Consider the following 17,204-nt stretch of genomic DNA (forward strand, 5'->3'; position numbering starts at 1 on the left):
TTTTTGAATTCAAAGAAGTTCACAATCAATTTTCGGCTGAGAAATCATACGGTACTGCCGGCTTTCTCAAGTTCGGAGCTCTTGACAATTCGGAGGAAGGAATTGGAATCAAGAAGTTAGACGAATTGACATCGAAGAATCTCGGAGAGGTGTCAGTATCCGGAATTTCTATTTCCCATAAAGTAGGGTCAGGAATTTTATCCGCATAGATTCTGAATGTTCCCCTATCCTGATTGGAAAGGATTTCATAAGCTTTTGCAGGATCATAGTAGTGAAGTTTGGTAAACTCATACCAAGCTTGTCCTTCCATCGCAAACTCCTTAATACGCTCTTCGAAAACATCTTGCCAAGTGACAGAGGTCAACGGGCTAACACCAGCTCTCGCGCGTACTAGGTTGACATATTTCAACGCTTCAGCAGGATTCTTATCCAATACAGCCTCAGCGTAAGTCAAGTACACATCCGCCAATCGGAGGATATAGGTGTTGATCTCTGTTCCTTGCTGAACGACTTTGCCGCCATTATCTTCCGGACGACCTACCACATATTTTTTCACCCATGCACGTGAATTGTACGATCTACTTCCGTCAGTACTTCTAGCAGGCACTCTGAGTTCCTGTGCAGATCCTCCTGGAGGTACTTGAGTAATGTAAGAGTAGTGATCTCCCGGGAACATGAAGGTTCCTTTTCTTCGCTCATCAAAAATCAAATCATCGTAGAGGTCCAGCATCCACTTGGAAGCACCGATATCTCCGCCCCAGCCATCACCAAAGCCGGTGATCTCAGAACCAAAAGCCAAGAATGCCTGCACAGAATTCTGTGCACCCCAAGCTCCTGCCTGACCCGCATTGTAGGTCCACTGAAGAGCTGCCAGAGTTTCTTCGTTGTTATTGTTCGCGGTTTTGAATAGATCTTCATAGCTAGGTAGCAAAGAAGCACCTGAATTGTCAATTACACGCTTAGCATAATAAGCCGCAGAATCCAAGAAAGTCTGATTTCTCGTGCCACTTACTCCCGCAGCAACTACATACATTTTGGCAAGCATACCTTCAGCACTCCACTTCGTCAACCGGCCAGTTTGAACTGGGCTTTCCGGAAGGTTCTCTGTAGCAAATCTGAAGTCTTTGATAATGAATTGCCAAACTGTTTCCTCTGTGTTTCTAGCGATCGTAGTATCCTGAAGCAATGCTGTATTATTCGTGATAATAGGCACAGGACCCCAGTTTTGCACTAGATAAGCATAGGCCAAGCCTCGCATAAATCTACCTTCGGCCAGACCGTGATTTTTGATTCGCTCAGTCACATCTTCGCCTACATAGGCCCCGATGTTATTTATCAAGGAATTGGACTGCGCTACGACGTTATAAAAAGCTCTCCATGAAGCACCGTTTTCTGCAGTTTCTCCTGTGGTATTGAATCGGACATTCTCCAACTGGTAAGAACCTGAAGTGAGCGTGCCTCCTCTGGCGTCACCTATACCGTGGCTAGCTTTATCGTTGTAAGCAAACCACACCATGTTATAAAGAGGTGCAGATGCCGACAAGATCTGGTCGTCAGTTTTGTAGAAATTTGCATCTACGATTGCATCTAATGGGGGTCTATCCAAGAAATCTTCTGAACAGCCCACCATTCCTCCAAGAAGCAAAGTTGCTCCAAGGAATAAATTTTGGAATTTCGTGTTTGTTTTCATGTATGTATTTTTTGGATTAAAAGTCAACACCTAAGCTGAAGGTGTACATTCTTGTCTGTGGATATCTGCCGTAGTCCACGCCGATCAACTGATTTCCAGCCGACACGTTGTTACCTACAGATGCACCCACTTCAGGATCGTAGCCTTTGTACTTGGTAAAAGTGAAGGCATTCTGTACTCCAAAAGCTAGCTTCAAACCTCTTATTACGTTTTGCTTGCCAAGTACCTCTGAAGGAAATACATAGGCAAGGTTGATGTTTTTGATACGTACATAAGATCCATCCTCTACATATTTGTCAGAGATCCGTGTTCCGTTACCATTCAGATCAGTAGCTGTAAGTCTTGGGATTTCCGTTCCTGCATTGGCTATGAAAGGATTTCCTGATTCATCCATTTCAATACGAGCGTAGTCGTACGTTTCCAAAAGCATATTTCTACCCAAGTTCACGTTGTTTGGATTGATATTCAGGAATCGGTTGTAGTTGTAGATATCCACTCCTAATGCTCCAGTGAACAAGATGTCTAGCGCAAAACCCTTGTAAGTAAATTGCTGGGTCATACCGAAGGTGAATTTCGGCCATGGATTCCCAATGAAAGTCTGGTCACGCTCGTCGATGATACCATCCTCATTGAGATCTTTATACTTGATATCTCCCACATAAATTCCATTTTCTCCTACAGAAAGCGGATTACCTGAGTTATCTACAGGTCGTGGACTAGATTCTACATCCTCAAGTGACTGGAACAACCCATCTGCCTGATAACCATAGAACAACCAAGGTGCAAATCCAGGCTGAGCTCTGGAGGTGAAGTTATTCAACCACCAAGCAGTTCGGTCTATGAAAGCAGTTTCAGAGAAAAATTTGGTCACTTCAGTTTTGAAGCCAGAGAAGTTATAGTTGGAGCTCCAAGAGAATCCACTTGCTCTGTTATCTATATTGATGGTGTTGATGGTGATGCCGTAGCCTCTGTTTTCCAGTGCTCCGATGTTCACCGTAGGAGTTCCGATGCTTCCTTCAGCTGAGGTTCCCATGTACCATGGAAGTGGATTCGGCAAAAGTAAGTTATCTGTTTTCTTCAGGTAAAAATCACCTTCAATCTGAATTCTATTGTTCAGGATATTCAAGTTGAAACCAAGGTTGACAGTAGAAGTCTCTTCCCATTTCAAGTTGGGATTACCGAATCTAGAAACCAGGAATCCACCACCCCATGGCGTAGGAATACTTGGCGAACTAAGTGGTGCGAAAATAGCACCTGCATTACCTTGGTTACCCGTAAGACCTGTTTCAAAACGGATTTTCAATTCATCCATCCAAGTAGCGTTCTGCAAGAAACCTTCTTCAGAAACTCTCCAAGCTGCAGATACAGAAGGGAAATAACCCCATCTATTTTCAGGGCCGAAGTTTGCCGAGCCATCAGCTCTGAAAGCACCCAACAGGATGTATTTCTCATTGAACGTATAGTTCGCTCTTGCAAAGAAAGACTCCATAGCCCAGCTATTTGCTCCACCGCTGTTAGTTGCTCCTTGAGCAGAGCCTAAGCCCAACTCCTGAAGATCGTTAGAAGGGAAATTAACTCTGCCGCCATTTAAGAATTCATATTGAGATTCTTGTGCCTCGTGAGAAGCCATGACATCCAGTGCATGCTTACCCCAGATGGCGCTATACGTCAGCATTTGGTTCCAGTTCCAATAGAAGCTATTGCTGGATTCCTCTGTCAACGTATTGGTGTCATTGGTCACCACACCCAGCGTGTAAGTTGGAGTGAAGAAGTGGCCGTTGTTGTAGTTGATACTTGTGTTGACCATGGATCTGAACTTCAACCCCTTCAATAGGTCAATATCTATATTGAAACCACCTTGCATACCTCTTCTCTTATAGCTTCTATCCAGTAGATTAGCTAGAGCGATAGGGTTAGCTGGTGTAAATTGAAGGCTTGAGCCATTCACTGGATCTGCACCACCCCAAGATCCGTCAGGATTAGTCACCGGAACGTTTGGAGCCATTTGAATGGCATTATTGATCACGTCAGAACTTCCTGTCGCAAGTTGCTCATCGGTATGGAATAGCTGTAGGTTTAAACCAAGCTTCAACCATTTCCTAGTCTGGTTGTCAATATTTGTTCTTACCGAGTACCTGTCAAAAGATGACCCGATTGCTACACCCTCTTGGTCAAAATACTCACCAGAGATAAAGAACTTAGTTTTTTCATCACCACCAGTCAAGGTGATGTTGTGCTTATTCAAAGGCGCTGTTTTGAAAAGCGCATCTTGCCAGTTGGTACCTTCTCCAAGTAGTGAAGGATCAAGAAATGCCGCAGGAGGATCCCCACCAGTGATTTCACGGATTTCCTTGGTCATCTGAGCATACTGACTCAAATTCATCACATCCAAATTCTCTGGCTTATCCTGAAGCGAATACAGGTAATTGTATGTGATTTTGGTCTCACCGGCTTTACCACGCTTGGTAGTAATCATAATGACACCATTTGTACCTCTGGAACCATAGATGGCTGTAGCTGAAGGACCTTGAAGTACTTCCATTGACTCTATGTCGCTTGGGTTCAGTCCAGCTAAGGGATTGGTGGAGGATGTATTACCAAAGGAAACCGCGGATGGCTGTATTTGCACACCATCAATCACATAAAGTGGCTCGTTGGTGCCTCCGATTGAATTGACACCTCGGATATTCACCGAGATCCCTCCTCCTGGAGCGCCTGTGTTTTGAGTGACATAAACTCCGGCAGCCCTACCTTGGAGGGCCTGTTCCACCGTCGTATTCACCGTTCGTTCTATATCTTCCGAGGTCACAGATACCTGTGCAGAGGACATGTCACGTTTTTTCATAGTTCCATAGCCCACTACTACTACTTCATCCAATGAAGCCATATCCTCTTGAAGGATAATATCAATAATGGACTGATTGCCCACAGTCACTTCCTGTGACGTAAAGCCAATAAAGCTATACACAAGAACTGAGTTTGAGGAAGGTACGGTGATCGAGTAGGATCCGTCTTCCTGTGTCGCTACGCCGGTGGAGGTTCCTTTCACCAGCACTGTTACTCCTGGGAGCGAGAGTCCATCGCCTGAGCCAGTCACTTTTCCTTTTACGGTGACTTGAGCGTGGACTACACCTGCCAGCAGCATAAGCCAAAGCGGTAATAGTTTTTTCATCATGAGGGGTTTAATTGTAAGAAATTGGTTATTAGGTTATGAGCAGGAAAAGGTTTTCTCCGAATGAAATTTGCTAGACAGGTTGATTGCTTATGCGTCATTCCATTTCAGGTTTGCCTAAAAATCATTCTAACAAACACCAAAAACTGACATGTATTCCTCGTATCGAACGTGCATTTTCGAGGGAAATTGAATTGTGAAAATTCAACCAGTAAGAAATAGGATCTTGTTTTTGGGTTTATTGGTTTGATCCGATTAAATGTAGTTTGAGTAATCTAAGCCGAAGGGATTCATATGTTTTGAATAGGGGTATCAAATGTTAACTTTCATGAAAAGACCTTAAATCAGCTCTTAGAAGCGCTTTTTGTTTTGAGTAAAATGAAAACTAACCTGAAGCAAGCCGTTTATTTTTGCTAAAACTTTTGGTCTCGTGCTTATAAATTTTCCTCGAGCGCTTTTTTCACCAACTTTCCCCAAGGCTTAACCTGCGAATCTGTCCACGCGCCATCTGAAGAAGCTGCTGGTAAAAGCATGGAGCACGTCTCGTCCTTGTCTGCTATAGACCAAGCCGCCCAGGATATCTTCCGACTCTCCATCCAACTGAGCCAGGCATTCCACGAAGCAGCATCTATAGGCCCATCCCCGGTCGCTTCCATCCCGGCACATTCACTCACGAAAATAGGAAGCCCATCTTTGAAGACTTTCTCCGCTCTTTCTCTCAAGTAGTCTTTGTGGGTGGCAGCGTAGAAATGCAGCACGTACATGATATTCTTCTGATTCAAAATTGGATTTTGAGCCACCACGTGAATATCCTGGCTCCAGGTAGGTGAACCTACCAAGATCAGATTGTCCGGATCGTACTTCCTGATCTCCTTGATGATCTCTTCACTGTAGGCTTTCACTTCCTCCCAGGTCTCATAGTCCGGCTCGTTGAAAAGTTCATAGATCACATGCGGATGATCCCCGTAGGTTTTGGCCATCTCTATGAAAAACGCCTTTGCTTCCTCAGGATAAAGCTCATGACTATGCCAGTCAATGATCACATACATATCCTCCGCTATAGCGGCATCCACTACTGCTTTGATTTTTTCCTTGGCTAAGGTAGGATTGTCCAGGTATGCCCCTGCAGGATCTATGCCCATTGCCGCGCGCACTAGATTGGCGTTCCAATCGCTCTTCAGAAATTTCACTGCAGAGGAATTATAAAACCTTGGCCACCAATTGTGCCAGCCCAGACTTACGCCACGCAACATAACTGCCTCGCCGTCACTAGTGGTCAATTTGCCATTAGTTACTTGAAGTTGGCCAAAGAACTTAACTTCCTTCGTAGGTTCTGGGCTAGTCATAGGTGGACTGGTTATGGGATCCGAGTCAGATGCTTCGCTACAGGAGCAAAACAGTAAGCAGGCAAAGAATATGAGTTTTTTCATAGGTTCTATTGGGTTAATTGACTTATCAATTTTACGCCAACCTCAAGAAAAACCCGGGTATCAATTGTTTCCGATTGGGGTAAGTTTCGTTAAATGCGCAGTTCCTTTCATCGTAGTTAGCAATTAGAGCAGTAAAAAATAGAGCTCGCTCATGTTTTTTTAAAAGTAGCGTAGCAAAAATTAGCGCTCCTCGATGTTTACTTCAAGACAATTTAATCAGCCGCAATCTCCTGTTGCTTAGCAGCATACTCGGATGGAAGGATGGAAAATTCTGCTTTGAAGTGCTTCGCAAAATACTTGGCGTTATTATAGCCCACTAAGTAGGCGATTTCGGAGACGTTCATTTGACTTTTTGCCAAAAGCTGTGCCGCACGCTGCAATCGTATGAGTCGGATAAACTCAATCGGGCTTTTTCCGGTGATGGACTGAAGTTTTTTATACAAATGAACTCGACTCATGCCCAGTTCTTTACTTAAGAATTCTACCGAAAGCTGAGAGTCCTCCATGTACTTCTCCACCAAACCCACAGCTTTCTGAATCAGCTGATCATCCAAAGACACCACATTTACCTCCGAGGTATTGATTTGAATTTTCTCCCGATTCTGCTGCTGAACTTTATTTCGCTCGCGCAAAAGATTTTTGACGCTCAACTGCAAAATCTCCAGATTAAATGGCTTGGTCAAATATAGATTACACCCGCTATCCAGGCCTTGCACCATCGTTTCCTCAGATTTTTTGGCAGTCAGCAAAATGATCGGAATGTGAGAAGTTTTAATGTCAGTTTTCACTTTTTGACAAAGCTCCTTGCCGTCCATCTGCGGCATCATCAAATCCGAAATAATAAGATCAGGTATATGCTGCTGCGCAAGTTCCCAACCTTGCAAACCATTCTTTGCCGTCAGTACATGATAGGTCTCCGATAGGCAATCCTTCAGGTAATTTCTGAACTCAACATGATCCTCTGCAATCAGAATGACTTCCTTAAGGTTATTTCCAGAGAGTTGAACTTCCTCTTCTTCCTCTTCCCAATTTTCTGGAATGATTAGGGTCAGCGGAATACTCAAGCTAAAGACCGTCCCCATACCTGGTTCACTTTCCACACTGATCTCCCCTTTCATCGTTCTGACAAAATCCTGAACCAAGGACAAACCAATACCACTTCCCTGATTGAGCTGCTGCTTGTGACCCTCAGTGGTGTAGAATCGCTCAAATATCTTTTGGTGATTCTCTTGAGAGATTCCTACTCCCGTGTCAGAAACCGAAAGAAGCAGGATTCCCTTTTCCTCGTTTTCCTGCTGGAGTTCTAGCGTAACCGTGATCGCCCCATCTTCCGGAGTAAACTTAAAGGCATTGGAGAGCAGATTGAAGAGCACCTTTTCCAGTTTGTCCGGATCGAAAATCGCCTGATGTCCAGGAGTGTTGGTTTCAAAATTCAAATGAATGTGCTTATTCTCAGACAGTTCATGGAAATCCGCTACACAATCCTTCACAAACTGAACGATATCCCCTTCCGATGGATGAAAAGTCACACCACCTTTTTCTATGTTTTTCACATCCAAAAGCTGATTGATCAACTTGAGCAAGCGACGCGCATTCCGCTGAATAATCTGATACTGACTCAGCAACCCCTTGTTTTCTGTGCTCGAAATCAAATGTTCTGTAGGCGTTAAAATCAGAGATAGCGGAGTTCTGAACTCATGACTGAGATTGGTGAAAAACTTGGTTTTCAAACGATCTAATTCCTGTACCCGCTGAGCTTCTTGCTCCGCCTGCTCCCTTTCAAATTTTTCCCGTTGACGAGTGATCAGCGAATTTCGGAAGTAAAAAATCACTCCCAAAATGGCCATGAAATACAAGAAATAAGCTATGGGAGTTTTCCAGAATGGCGCGAGGATTTTTATATCCAACTGATAATCGTAGGCACTCCAACCGTCCAGCACCGTCCCCGGCTGAACCACAAGCGTATAAGTGCCGGGGTCTAGATTGGTGAAGGTCACTTTGGCCAAGTCATCGTTCAGATAGATCCAGTCTTCATTGAAGCCTATCAATTTGTAGCGGTATTTATTCTTTTCTGGGTAAAGAAAATTCAACGCGCTGAAACCTATGGAAAAAATATTCTCATCATGCCTCAGCACCAGCTGTTCCATGTTTTCCAGCGATTGGGGAAGAAGAATTCTATTGCTCACCTCAGAACCCACTTTAACCTCCTCATTGAATAACTGTAAATCGGTGAAAACCACTTTGGGGTTATTACGCTCGAAGGCGAAATTTTCGGATTTGAAAATGTTATACCCATTTGGTCCACCGAAGATAAATTCATCTTTCGCGGTCTTTAAAGCTGCATTTTTGTTAAATAAAGCGGCTTGAAGTCCATCTTTCGGATCGAAGTTCTGAAAGGTAACCGTAAAAGGATTAGCTGATCTGTCAATCTCAGCATAGGTCAATCCCTGCTGAGAACTGATCCAAAGATTGTGTTTATCATCCTCCAACAAATCCACCAAATACGCTGTAGGCAATCCCTCCTCTATTCCAAAACGAACAAATGAGCTATCCGAAGTATTGAAATAGTATAAACCACTCATGGTCGTAGCCCACAGGGTTCCAGTTTTATCCACATACAAATCCGTGAAATTGGAATCAACTAATCCATTCTCCTGGCTATCTGAATAGAAGGCATGTTGACCCGTTTCATAGTTTAGCATATTCAACCCGTTTCCACCGGATACCCAGATATTACCTTCGGTATCCTCTGCAAAACCAGTGATGTACTGATTATTGGTATAAAAAGGAGGACTTCCAGCGGGATAATTTTTGAACTCTTTTCTATCCTTATCGAGCACGGAAATTCCGGAACGAAGGGTTCCTATCCAGATTCTCCCTTTCCTATCTTCGAAAAGCTTCCAGATACTCGGACCTGCCACTCCGTTAGGTTGGTCTGGTTCGAAGGTGTAGTTTTTGAATCCTTGCCCATCAAAACTGCCCAGGCCGTTTAAGTAAGTAGCTATCCACAATACTCCCTTGTGATCTATCAAAAGATCCACGATCACGTCTCCTGTGAGGCTTTTACCATTAGCTGGATTGTGCTTGAATTGCTTATACGTATTCGCTTTTCTATCATGGTAAACTAGTCCCCCGCCATTGGTTCCTATGTAGAGATTGCCCAAACTATCCTCTGCAAAAGCGTTCACGTCGTTGAAAGGAAGCGAAGTAGGGTCTGATAAATTCTTTTGCACATGAGAAAAACGCAGCAAGCCCTGATGGTAGTAAGCTACGCCCTTCTTATGTGTCCCTATCCAAATGATGTCTTCATTGTCTTTGTATAAAGAGTAAATCACATTGTGAGGCATCGAGTTGTCCTGGGCATTCTCTGCAGATAAATACCTGACGGTTTGTGAGGCTTTATCGATGATATTGATTCCACCATGATCCGTTCCTAGCCATATCTGGCCATTTTTAGCTTCCACTACGGCTTTCACCAGATTGTTATTCAGCCTGAATCTACCTGACTCAATTTTATTTGCCTCGACCTCATGCGTGAATCCATCTACCCTAAATATTCCCAAATCTCGATCGGGATCAAAAATCCATGCATCTCCATCAGAATCAATCATCATCTCATAGCTGGCTGATGCTGGAATCAATTGGGCAGGCAATCTCAGGGTTTTGGTGACAATCAACCGATTGGGATCCAGCAAATCAATGATCCCAGATCTATGCACCACCCAAATAAGTCCGTCCGGCGCTTCTGCTACAGAGGCTATTTCATTGGAAAAAAGACTACCCTTTCCATTGGTTTGCTGTACATAGACTGTGCTCTGAGTATCCTCCTTATATATACTAATACCTTTGGCTGGATGGGTAAACCAAAACCTGCTTTGCCTATCCTTCATCAGCATCCCCACAGAATCCGAAGCTAAATGATAGGTAGGTGAATAAACCAATTCACCTCTGGAAAACTGTTCATTTTTAGGATTATAGATATCGAATCCTCCGTTTACATTTTTCACCCAAAGCATATCAGCCGGGCCTAAAAACAATTTGCTAATGTTGTTTTGAGAAATTGATGTGGAGTCTTTAGAATTTAAAAATACCTTCGTCCGAGTCCCATCATATCTATACAATCCATAGGCGGTGCCGTACCACATCATGCCGTCGGCGTCTCGGATCATATTGAGTATGTTAGAACTTGACAGTCCCAAACTCTCGTCGAGATTCCTAAAAACCAGTTTCTCCGGCTTCGACTGACCATAGACTGATCCCGCCCAAAGTATCATCACACAAGCTATTCCACGAATCACAAGACCTTTCATATACTAGTTACTAGGACTGCCAAATTATGAGAATTAAAATAAACAACTCCTTTAGGAAGTGAAATTTTGCTTTTTATCAAGATGTATCTCTGCAATTTTACTAGGTGAGAGGCAAATGTACCCTAGGAAATATCAAACTTAAGAATTGAGTCCGCATCGGTCACCGGTCTTCCGACATGATTGGCAAGGAATGTAAGTCAACTGGAAGCCTTTGGAATAATCCTATTCGTCACTTATTTATTCAGAAAAAAAGTCCGATTGAAGCATTTCAATCGGACTTTTAGAAAATAGTTGAAAAAGATACTTAGATAAATCTATTCAGGAGATTTTCGAAATATTCTTGTTTTCCGCTGGTCTGAATTGGTTCACCCACCTCAGCAGCATGATTTCTTAAATCTTCCAGGGTAAGTTTTCCTGTTTCGAAAGACTTACCCTTTCCCGAGTCAAAGCTCGCATAGCGATTTTTTCTACGCGCGAGGTAATCAGATTTATCCAATATGTCCTGCGCGATCAGCATTCCTCTAGCGAAAGTGTCCATGCTTCCAATATGGGCCAGAAATAAATCTTCCATATCTGTGGAGTTTCTTCTGATTTTCGCATCGAAGTTCACTCCTCCGCCTTGGATCCCTGCTGAAGTCAAAATCACCAACATAGCCTCAGTCATTTCCTGCAAGTTCATGGCAAACTGGTCAGTATCCCATCCATTTTGGTAATCACCTCTGTTAGCATCTATACTTCCGAGCATGCCTGCATCTGCACAGACTTGCAATTCGTGCTGGAAGGTATGACCCGCCAATGTCGCATGATTTACCTCAATATTCAATTTGAAATCCTTATCCAAACCATGCTGTCTCAAGAAGCCAATCACCGTCGCTGCATCGTAATCGTATTGATGCTTAGTAGGCTCCATAGGCTTAGGTTCAATGAAGAAGGTTCCTTTGAACCCGTTCTTTCTGGCATAGTCACGAGACATGGTGAGGAACTGAGCCAGATGTTCAGTTTCACGTTTCATGTCGGTATTTAGTAAAGACATATAGCCCTCACGACCACCCCAGAACACATAATTCTCTCCATTCAGCGCGATAGTGGCGTCGATGGCATTTTTCACCTGAGTACCTGCCCAAGCTACCACATTGAAGTCTGGATTAGTGGATGCTCCATTCATGTATCGAGGGTTGCTGAACACATTTGCAGTACCCCAAAGCAATTTAACGCCAGTGTCAGCCTGCTTTTGCTTCGCATACTCAGTGATAGCTTGCATTCTTTTTTCGTATTCAGCGATACTATTTCCTTCATCGATCAAGTCGATGTCATGGAAGCAGTAATAAGGAGCCCCGATCTTGGTGATGAATTCGAAAGCCGCATCCATTTTGTCTTTGGCACGCTGAATAGGGTCTGCAGCAGCATCCCATGGATGCACGATTGTACCTGGGCCGAATGGATCACCGCCCGTTCCACAGAAGGAATGCCAGTAGGCTATAGAAAATTTAAAGTGTTCCTTCATTGTTTTTCCTCCGATCACACGATTTTCGTCGTAGTATCTAAAGGCTAATGGGTTATCACTTTCTTTACCTTCGAAAGGTATTTTGTCGATTGATGAAAAGTAAGATTTTGACATGTTTACGATGGTTTATTGTGTTATATAGGTTTGAAATTCGATTATAAATTCATTTTTTGAACTGTTTCCAACTTAGCTTTCCAATTGATATAGACTTCCTCATAAGGCTCGAAAAACTGCTCGTTGGGTTCTATAGTTTCTAGTAAAGAAAGGCCTACAAAAGCCTCCGCTTCAGTGGCAAATATTCCCGCGCCTATCCCTGCTCCCCGAGCTGCTCCCTGCGCACCATCCGTATCGTACAATTCCAGGACGACTTTGTTCATGTGAACAAATGTTTTGCGGAACAGTGGGCTCAGAAACATATTTGCTTTGCCTGCTTTGACAGTTTTGAGATCTAGCCCCATATCCTGCATGATCCGAAAACCAAAGGTCAAAGCCGAAACAATACCTTCTTGCCCAGCCCGAATCATATGCCTTTTGTCATGCTTGAGCAAGTCTATGCCTAGCAAATGGGCTCCTACCTGTTTATTTTCAAGAATTCTTTCTGCGCCATTTCCGAAAGGTATGAAGGTCAATCCCTCCGAGCCAATTGGCGCGGAACTTCCAATGGTATTCATTTCTTCATACTCTATTCGGGCAGCACCCATGACCTTCTTCATCCAGCTGTTCAAAATACCTGTTCCATTCACACAAAGTAGAACTCCATAGGATGGTTTTTCGGGAGTATGATTGACGTGAACAAAGGTATTCACCCGTGATAGGGGATCATAAAGCGGCTGATCCGAAACTCCATAAACGGTACCAGAAGTACCGGCTGTGGTAGCCAATTCCCCCGGTTTTAATACTTGAAGCGAAAAAGCATTATTAGGCTGATCTCCAGCGCGGTAAGAAATAGGAACCCCTTCTTCCAATCCAGTAACCTCAGAAGCCAAGGCAGACACTCTCCCTTGTATAGAATAGGAAGGAACTACTTCAGGTATCCATGATTTTGCAATTTTATAATTTTCCAAAACCTCATTACTCAAACCATTTTTCTGGAAATCCCAAAAAATCCCTTCTGACAATCCTGTTTCTGATGTGACAATCTCACCGCTTATTTTCATAGCAATGAAATCCCCAGGAAGCATCATTTTATGGATTTTGGCGGCCAACTCAGGTTCATTTTCTATCACCCAGCGAAGCTTAGATGCCGTGAAATTCCCAGGGGAATTCAGCAGGTTTTTCAGGCAATACTCCTCGCCCAGATCCCTGAAGGCTTTTTCCCCAATACCTACAGCTCGACTATCACACCATATAATAGATGGTCTAATGACGTTCTGATCGGAATCTACGAGTACCAAACCGTGCATTTGGTAGGCTATACCGATTCCTTTTAGTTCTCCCTTTTTGACAGAAGTTTTACTAAGTACATAGCGGATAGAATGCTGTACGTACTTCCACCAAGTCTCGGGATCTTGTTCTGCCCAGCCTTTTTCAGGCGAATCTATGATCATTTCCTCTTCAGGAAATGATTTGGAAATCAACGCCTTTCCGGAATCTACATCAAGTATGGAAGTTTTGACAGAAGAGCTTCCTAGGTCAATACCTAATAATAATTGTCTCATTTATCTAATTTTCTTTACCAGAATACGATATACAATGCAGCAGTAATACCTGCAATTAGCACCGCTCCAATTTTAAATGTAGTACTAGTGCTAAACAGCTCTTTAGTTATCTCGATGCTGTTTGGATGGTCTTTACCTTTACCTTCTACCAAACTGATGACAATCATCAGCGCAGCAAGAATCAAAAATACAACCCCCATTCTATCGATGAATGGCAAAGCAGGGAAAACTACCTTCAATACCACAGAAAGCGGAATACTCAAAGCCGCACCCGTCAAAGCTGCATTGGAAGTTGTTTTTTTCCAGAAAACACCAAAGAAGAAAATAGCAAATACGCCTGGACTGATGAATCCTGTGTATTCTTGAATAAACTGAAATGCCTGATCCAGCGCACCTAAGGCAGGAGCAACTAGCGAGGCTACACCGAAAGCTACCAATGCAGTGATCCGGCCAACCTTCACCTGCTTGGCCTCAGAAGCATCTCTATCTATGTATTTATTGAAAATATCCATGGTGAAAATAGTAGAAGTACTATTCGCCATAGAGGCTAGAGAAGATACAATCGCTGCCGTCAAGGCCGCAAATGCAAGTCCTTTTAAACCTACCGGTAAAAGCTGGAGCAAGGTAGGATAAGCCCTGTCTGACTTCACCAAGCCCGTCACAGGATCTTTCATAGATTCTATAAAACCTGTGTCAATCCCATTGGAGACAATAACATACGCTGCAATCCCTGGTATTACTACGATCAAAGGCATAAGCAACTTCAGGAAGCCTGCGAAAATCATCCCTTTCTGAGCTTCATCAAGGCTTTTTGCTGCTAGAGCTCTTTGGGTGATGTATTGATTGAAACCCCAATAGCTCAAATTGGTGATCCACATCCCTCCCACTAGCACAGAAATACCCGGAAGGTCAAGGTATGCATCACGAGTACCTCCTGCCCCATCCGGAATCATCATTTCACCTTTAGACAAAATCATGGAAAAATGACCCGGAACTTCTCTTCTCAAAAGATTCAGACCATCCCAGGCGTCACCACTACCGACCATTTGTAGTGCGATGTAAGTAGTAGCAAGTCCCCCTGCAATCAGGAAAACCACCTGAATCACATCTGTCCACGCTACCGCTTTGAGTCCTCCATAGATGGAATAAATCATGGCAAACATCGCCAAACCAAAGATTCCATAGCCCATTGGCACATTCAAAATGGTATTCAAACTCAACGCACCCAAGTAAAGGACAGAAGTAAGATTCACAAAAACATAGAGCAGTAGCCAGAAGATTGCCATGGTAGTTCTCACCCTAGTATCATATCGATCCAGCAAGAAACCAGGCATGGTATAAATACCTTTTTTGATATAAACCGGCAGGAAGAAAATCGCAACTACCAATAAGGTCACTGCGGCCATCCATTCATAGGTGGAGATAGCCAATCCCAAAGCGAAGCCAGATCCTGACATCCCGATAAACTGCTCCGCAGAAATATTGGAAGCGATCAAAGATGCTCCTACTGCCCACCAAGGGAGCGCTTTGGAAGCTAGAAAGTAATCGGAGGAGTTTTTTACGTGTCCTTTTTTCTCTCGTGACACAAAAATGCCCATCCCAATGATGAGCAAACAATAGCCGATAAAAACGACTAAATCTAAAGGTTCTAAAAGCATGAAGTGTTAGGTTAGGTTTTGGGCAGTTAGTTTGGGTAATCGACTAATCTTATTAGAATAGGCCGATAAAGATAATATTTTCATGATAAGCTCAATAAATTTTTCCTATTTAAAAATCAAACCAAAATATCTTTCAAAAATTCAGGTGGATCGGTGGAATAGGTTTTGGTTCTGAATTTCTGCAGATAGCTGATACCTGTGCAATTGCTCACAAAAACAAGCTCTGCATCCTCTATTTCGGAAAGTAAAAACTCCCCTTCCACGTATGAAATAGCGTTCTGTACTAAATGTTCCAAAATCACCCTCCTACTCACTCCATCTATACAGCTACAACTTAAGGAAGGCGTAAATACCGTTCCCTTTTTTATCCAAAAAATATTGGAGGCACCCGCCTCGGAAATGTATCCTCGATAATCCAAGAGGATGATTTCGTCCCAGCCTCTATCCTTTCTTTCTTGATTTGCCAATACGTATGGAAGGGAGTTTAAAGATTTAAAAGATGACCAAACGGTTGGGAAGAGTTGTGTTCTATCGGAGGCACCTACTTCACGTTTGAGTTTAGGAGCTTTGACAAATTCACTTAGTTGAACAAGCTGATTCACGCGTGAGGTTTCCGGACTATACTTTCCTGCACCATCTCTAAAAACAGTCCACCTGATTCGTTTTTTCTCACCAGAAAAATTCGTGGTTAGTAAATCATTTAATCCTTCAAAATGTATCTGCGTAACATCCATACCTAGGACTTCCATTCCGCCTAACAGGCGATTCCTATGCATGTCATAAAATCGGATAGTTACCCCATCCCAAACCATCGTTTCAAACAAGCCATCACCAAAACTCGTCGCTCTGTTTGGCAATTTTATGGTATCTTGGCAGAACCATGTATCGCTAGAAGGTGATTTTTGAAAGATTGTTTCGGTTTCGTTCATAAAAGTGTTCATAATCGGTCAAAGCACTGAGTTGTAAATTTGTAATCATGTTAAACTATGTAAACATGCTACCATTTAAACCAGATCTATACAATAATTACATATAATCGTCTGAAATCCTAAGAACGATTTTACCTTAGCATTAAAATTGGAATACAAGATTCAGATGGCAAATAAAAGTAGCGTTTTTGATATGATTGGACCCATAATGATAGGCCCTTCTTCATCCCATACTGCAGGAGTAGTGAGAATCGCAAGAGCTGCTATTCGTGTGTTGGGAGCAAAACCAGACGATGCTACCATCACTTTTTATAATTCATTTGCAAGGACATACGAAGGACATGGAAGTGATCGTGCAATCATAGGCGGATTGATGGACTTTAAAACAGATGATGCCAACATCAAAAATGCTCTTGAAATCGCCAAAGAAGTGGGATTCACTTATCGCTTCAAATCTATTGGGAATTCCTCTATTCACCATCCGAATACAATCAAGCTAAACCTGAAAAAAGGTGATAGATCAGTGGAAGTGGTAGGAGAAAGTCTGGGTGGAGGAGTGATTAACATCTCGGAAGTGGACGGTTTCGTAGCTAATTTTTCCGCGGCTGATCACACCCTTATCATTAAAGCAGAGGATATTTCAGGCGCTATTGCATTTATATCTGCAGTGATAGCCCAATCCAAAGCCAATATTGCTACCATGTCTGTATCCAGAAAAGGCAAACATGATTTGGCTTGCCACGTGATAGAAATGGACTCAGGCATTAGAGACATTACGCTAGAATACCTTAAATCCCTACCGTGGATTACTGAATTAATATATATACCCGACATTGACCTTTAATACACAATT

General features: G+C 43.0%; 9 protein-coding genes. 1 reads left to right on the forward strand and 8 read right to left on the reverse strand.

What is annotated here, in order from left to right:
* Positions 1 to 25 precede the first annotated feature (25 nt).
* The 8 genes from ABJH64_RS01205 to ABJH64_RS01240 form a co-directional block, all read right to left on the reverse strand.
* On the reverse strand, positions 26 to 1,690 hold the full coding sequence (locus ABJH64_RS01205; protein ID WP_348275851.1) for a RagB/SusD family nutrient uptake outer membrane protein: 1,665 nt from the start codon (positions 1,688 to 1,690) through the stop codon (positions 26 to 28).
* Between the two features lie 16 nt (positions 1,691 to 1,706).
* Positions 1,707 to 4,862 (reverse strand): TonB-dependent receptor, encoded by a 3,156-nt coding sequence (locus ABJH64_RS01210; protein ID WP_348334663.1) that lies wholly within the window; start codon positions 4,860 to 4,862, stop codon positions 1,707 to 1,709.
* 434 nt (positions 4,863 to 5,296) lie between these two features.
* Positions 5,297 to 6,292 carry a glycoside hydrolase family 5 protein gene (locus ABJH64_RS01215; RefSeq protein ID WP_348275849.1) on the reverse strand — a complete coding sequence of 332 codons (996 nt, stop codon included), beginning with the start codon at positions 6,290 to 6,292 and terminating at the stop codon, positions 5,297 to 5,299.
* 212 nt (positions 6,293 to 6,504) lie between these two features.
* Complete coding sequence (locus ABJH64_RS01220; protein ID WP_348275848.1) at positions 6,505 to 10,602, reverse strand: two-component regulator propeller domain-containing protein; 4,098 nt, start codon at positions 10,600 to 10,602, stop codon at positions 6,505 to 6,507.
* Positions 10,603 to 10,906: 304 nt separating this feature from the next.
* Positions 10,907 to 12,220, reverse strand: a complete 1,314-nt coding sequence (xylA, locus tag ABJH64_RS01225) for a xylose isomerase (RefSeq protein ID WP_348275847.1) — start codon at positions 12,218 to 12,220, stop codon at positions 10,907 to 10,909.
* A 41-nt stretch (positions 12,221 to 12,261) separates the two neighbouring features.
* On the reverse strand, positions 12,262 to 13,764 hold the full coding sequence (locus ABJH64_RS01230; protein ID WP_348275846.1) for an FGGY family carbohydrate kinase: 1,503 nt from the start codon (positions 13,762 to 13,764) through the stop codon (positions 12,262 to 12,264).
* Between the two features lie 14 nt (positions 13,765 to 13,778).
* Positions 13,779 to 15,422, reverse strand: coding sequence for a sodium/sugar symporter (locus tag ABJH64_RS01235; protein ID WP_348275845.1), 1,644 nt, complete (start codon positions 15,420 to 15,422; stop codon positions 13,779 to 13,781).
* A gap of 116 nt (positions 15,423 to 15,538) precedes the next feature.
* Positions 15,539 to 16,279, reverse strand: a complete 741-nt coding sequence (locus ABJH64_RS01240) for an aminotransferase class IV (RefSeq protein ID WP_348275844.1) — start codon at positions 16,277 to 16,279, stop codon at positions 15,539 to 15,541.
* 238 nt (positions 16,280 to 16,517) lie between these two features.
* Here ABJH64_RS01240 and sdaAB point away from each other — a divergent pair, with 238 nt between their 5' ends.
* Positions 16,518 to 17,195, forward strand: coding sequence for an L-serine ammonia-lyase, iron-sulfur-dependent subunit beta (sdaAB, locus tag ABJH64_RS01245; RefSeq protein WP_348275843.1), 678 nt, complete (start codon positions 16,518 to 16,520; stop codon positions 17,193 to 17,195).
* Positions 17,196 to 17,204: the final 9 nt, after the last annotated feature.

Origin of the sequence: Algoriphagus sp. (genome assembly GCF_039969895.1) — a bacterium.
Lineage (GTDB): Bacteria > Bacteroidota > Bacteroidia > Cytophagales > Cyclobacteriaceae > Algoriphagus.

Bases quoted from the DNA above. Each gene is read 5' to 3' on its own strand.
- ABJH64_RS01205 (WP_348275851.1), bottom strand. From the start codon at position 1,690: ATGAAAACAAACACGAAATTCCAAAATTTATTCCTTGGAGCAACTTTG.
- ABJH64_RS01210 (WP_348334663.1), bottom strand. From the start codon at position 4,862: ATGAAAAAACTATTACCGCTTTGGCTTATGCTGCTGGCAGGTGTAGTC.
- ABJH64_RS01215 (WP_348275849.1), bottom strand. From the start codon at position 6,292: ATGAAAAAACTCATATTCTTTGCCTGCTTACTGTTTTGCTCCTGTAGC.
- ABJH64_RS01220 (WP_348275848.1), bottom strand. From the start codon at position 10,602: ATGAAAGGTCTTGTGATTCGTGGAATAGCTTGTGTGATGATACTTTGG.
- xylA (WP_348275847.1), bottom strand. From the start codon at position 12,220: ATGTCAAAATCTTACTTTTCATCAATCGACAAAATACCTTTCGAAGGT.
- ABJH64_RS01230 (WP_348275846.1), bottom strand. From the start codon at position 13,764: ATGAGACAATTATTATTAGGTATTGACCTAGGAAGCTCTTCTGTCAAA.
- ABJH64_RS01235 (WP_348275845.1), bottom strand. From the start codon at position 15,422: ATGCTTTTAGAACCTTTAGATTTAGTCGTTTTTATCGGCTATTGTTTG.
- sdaAB (WP_348275843.1), top strand. From the start codon at position 16,518: ATGGCAAATAAAAGTAGCGTTTTTGATATGATTGGACCCATAATGATA.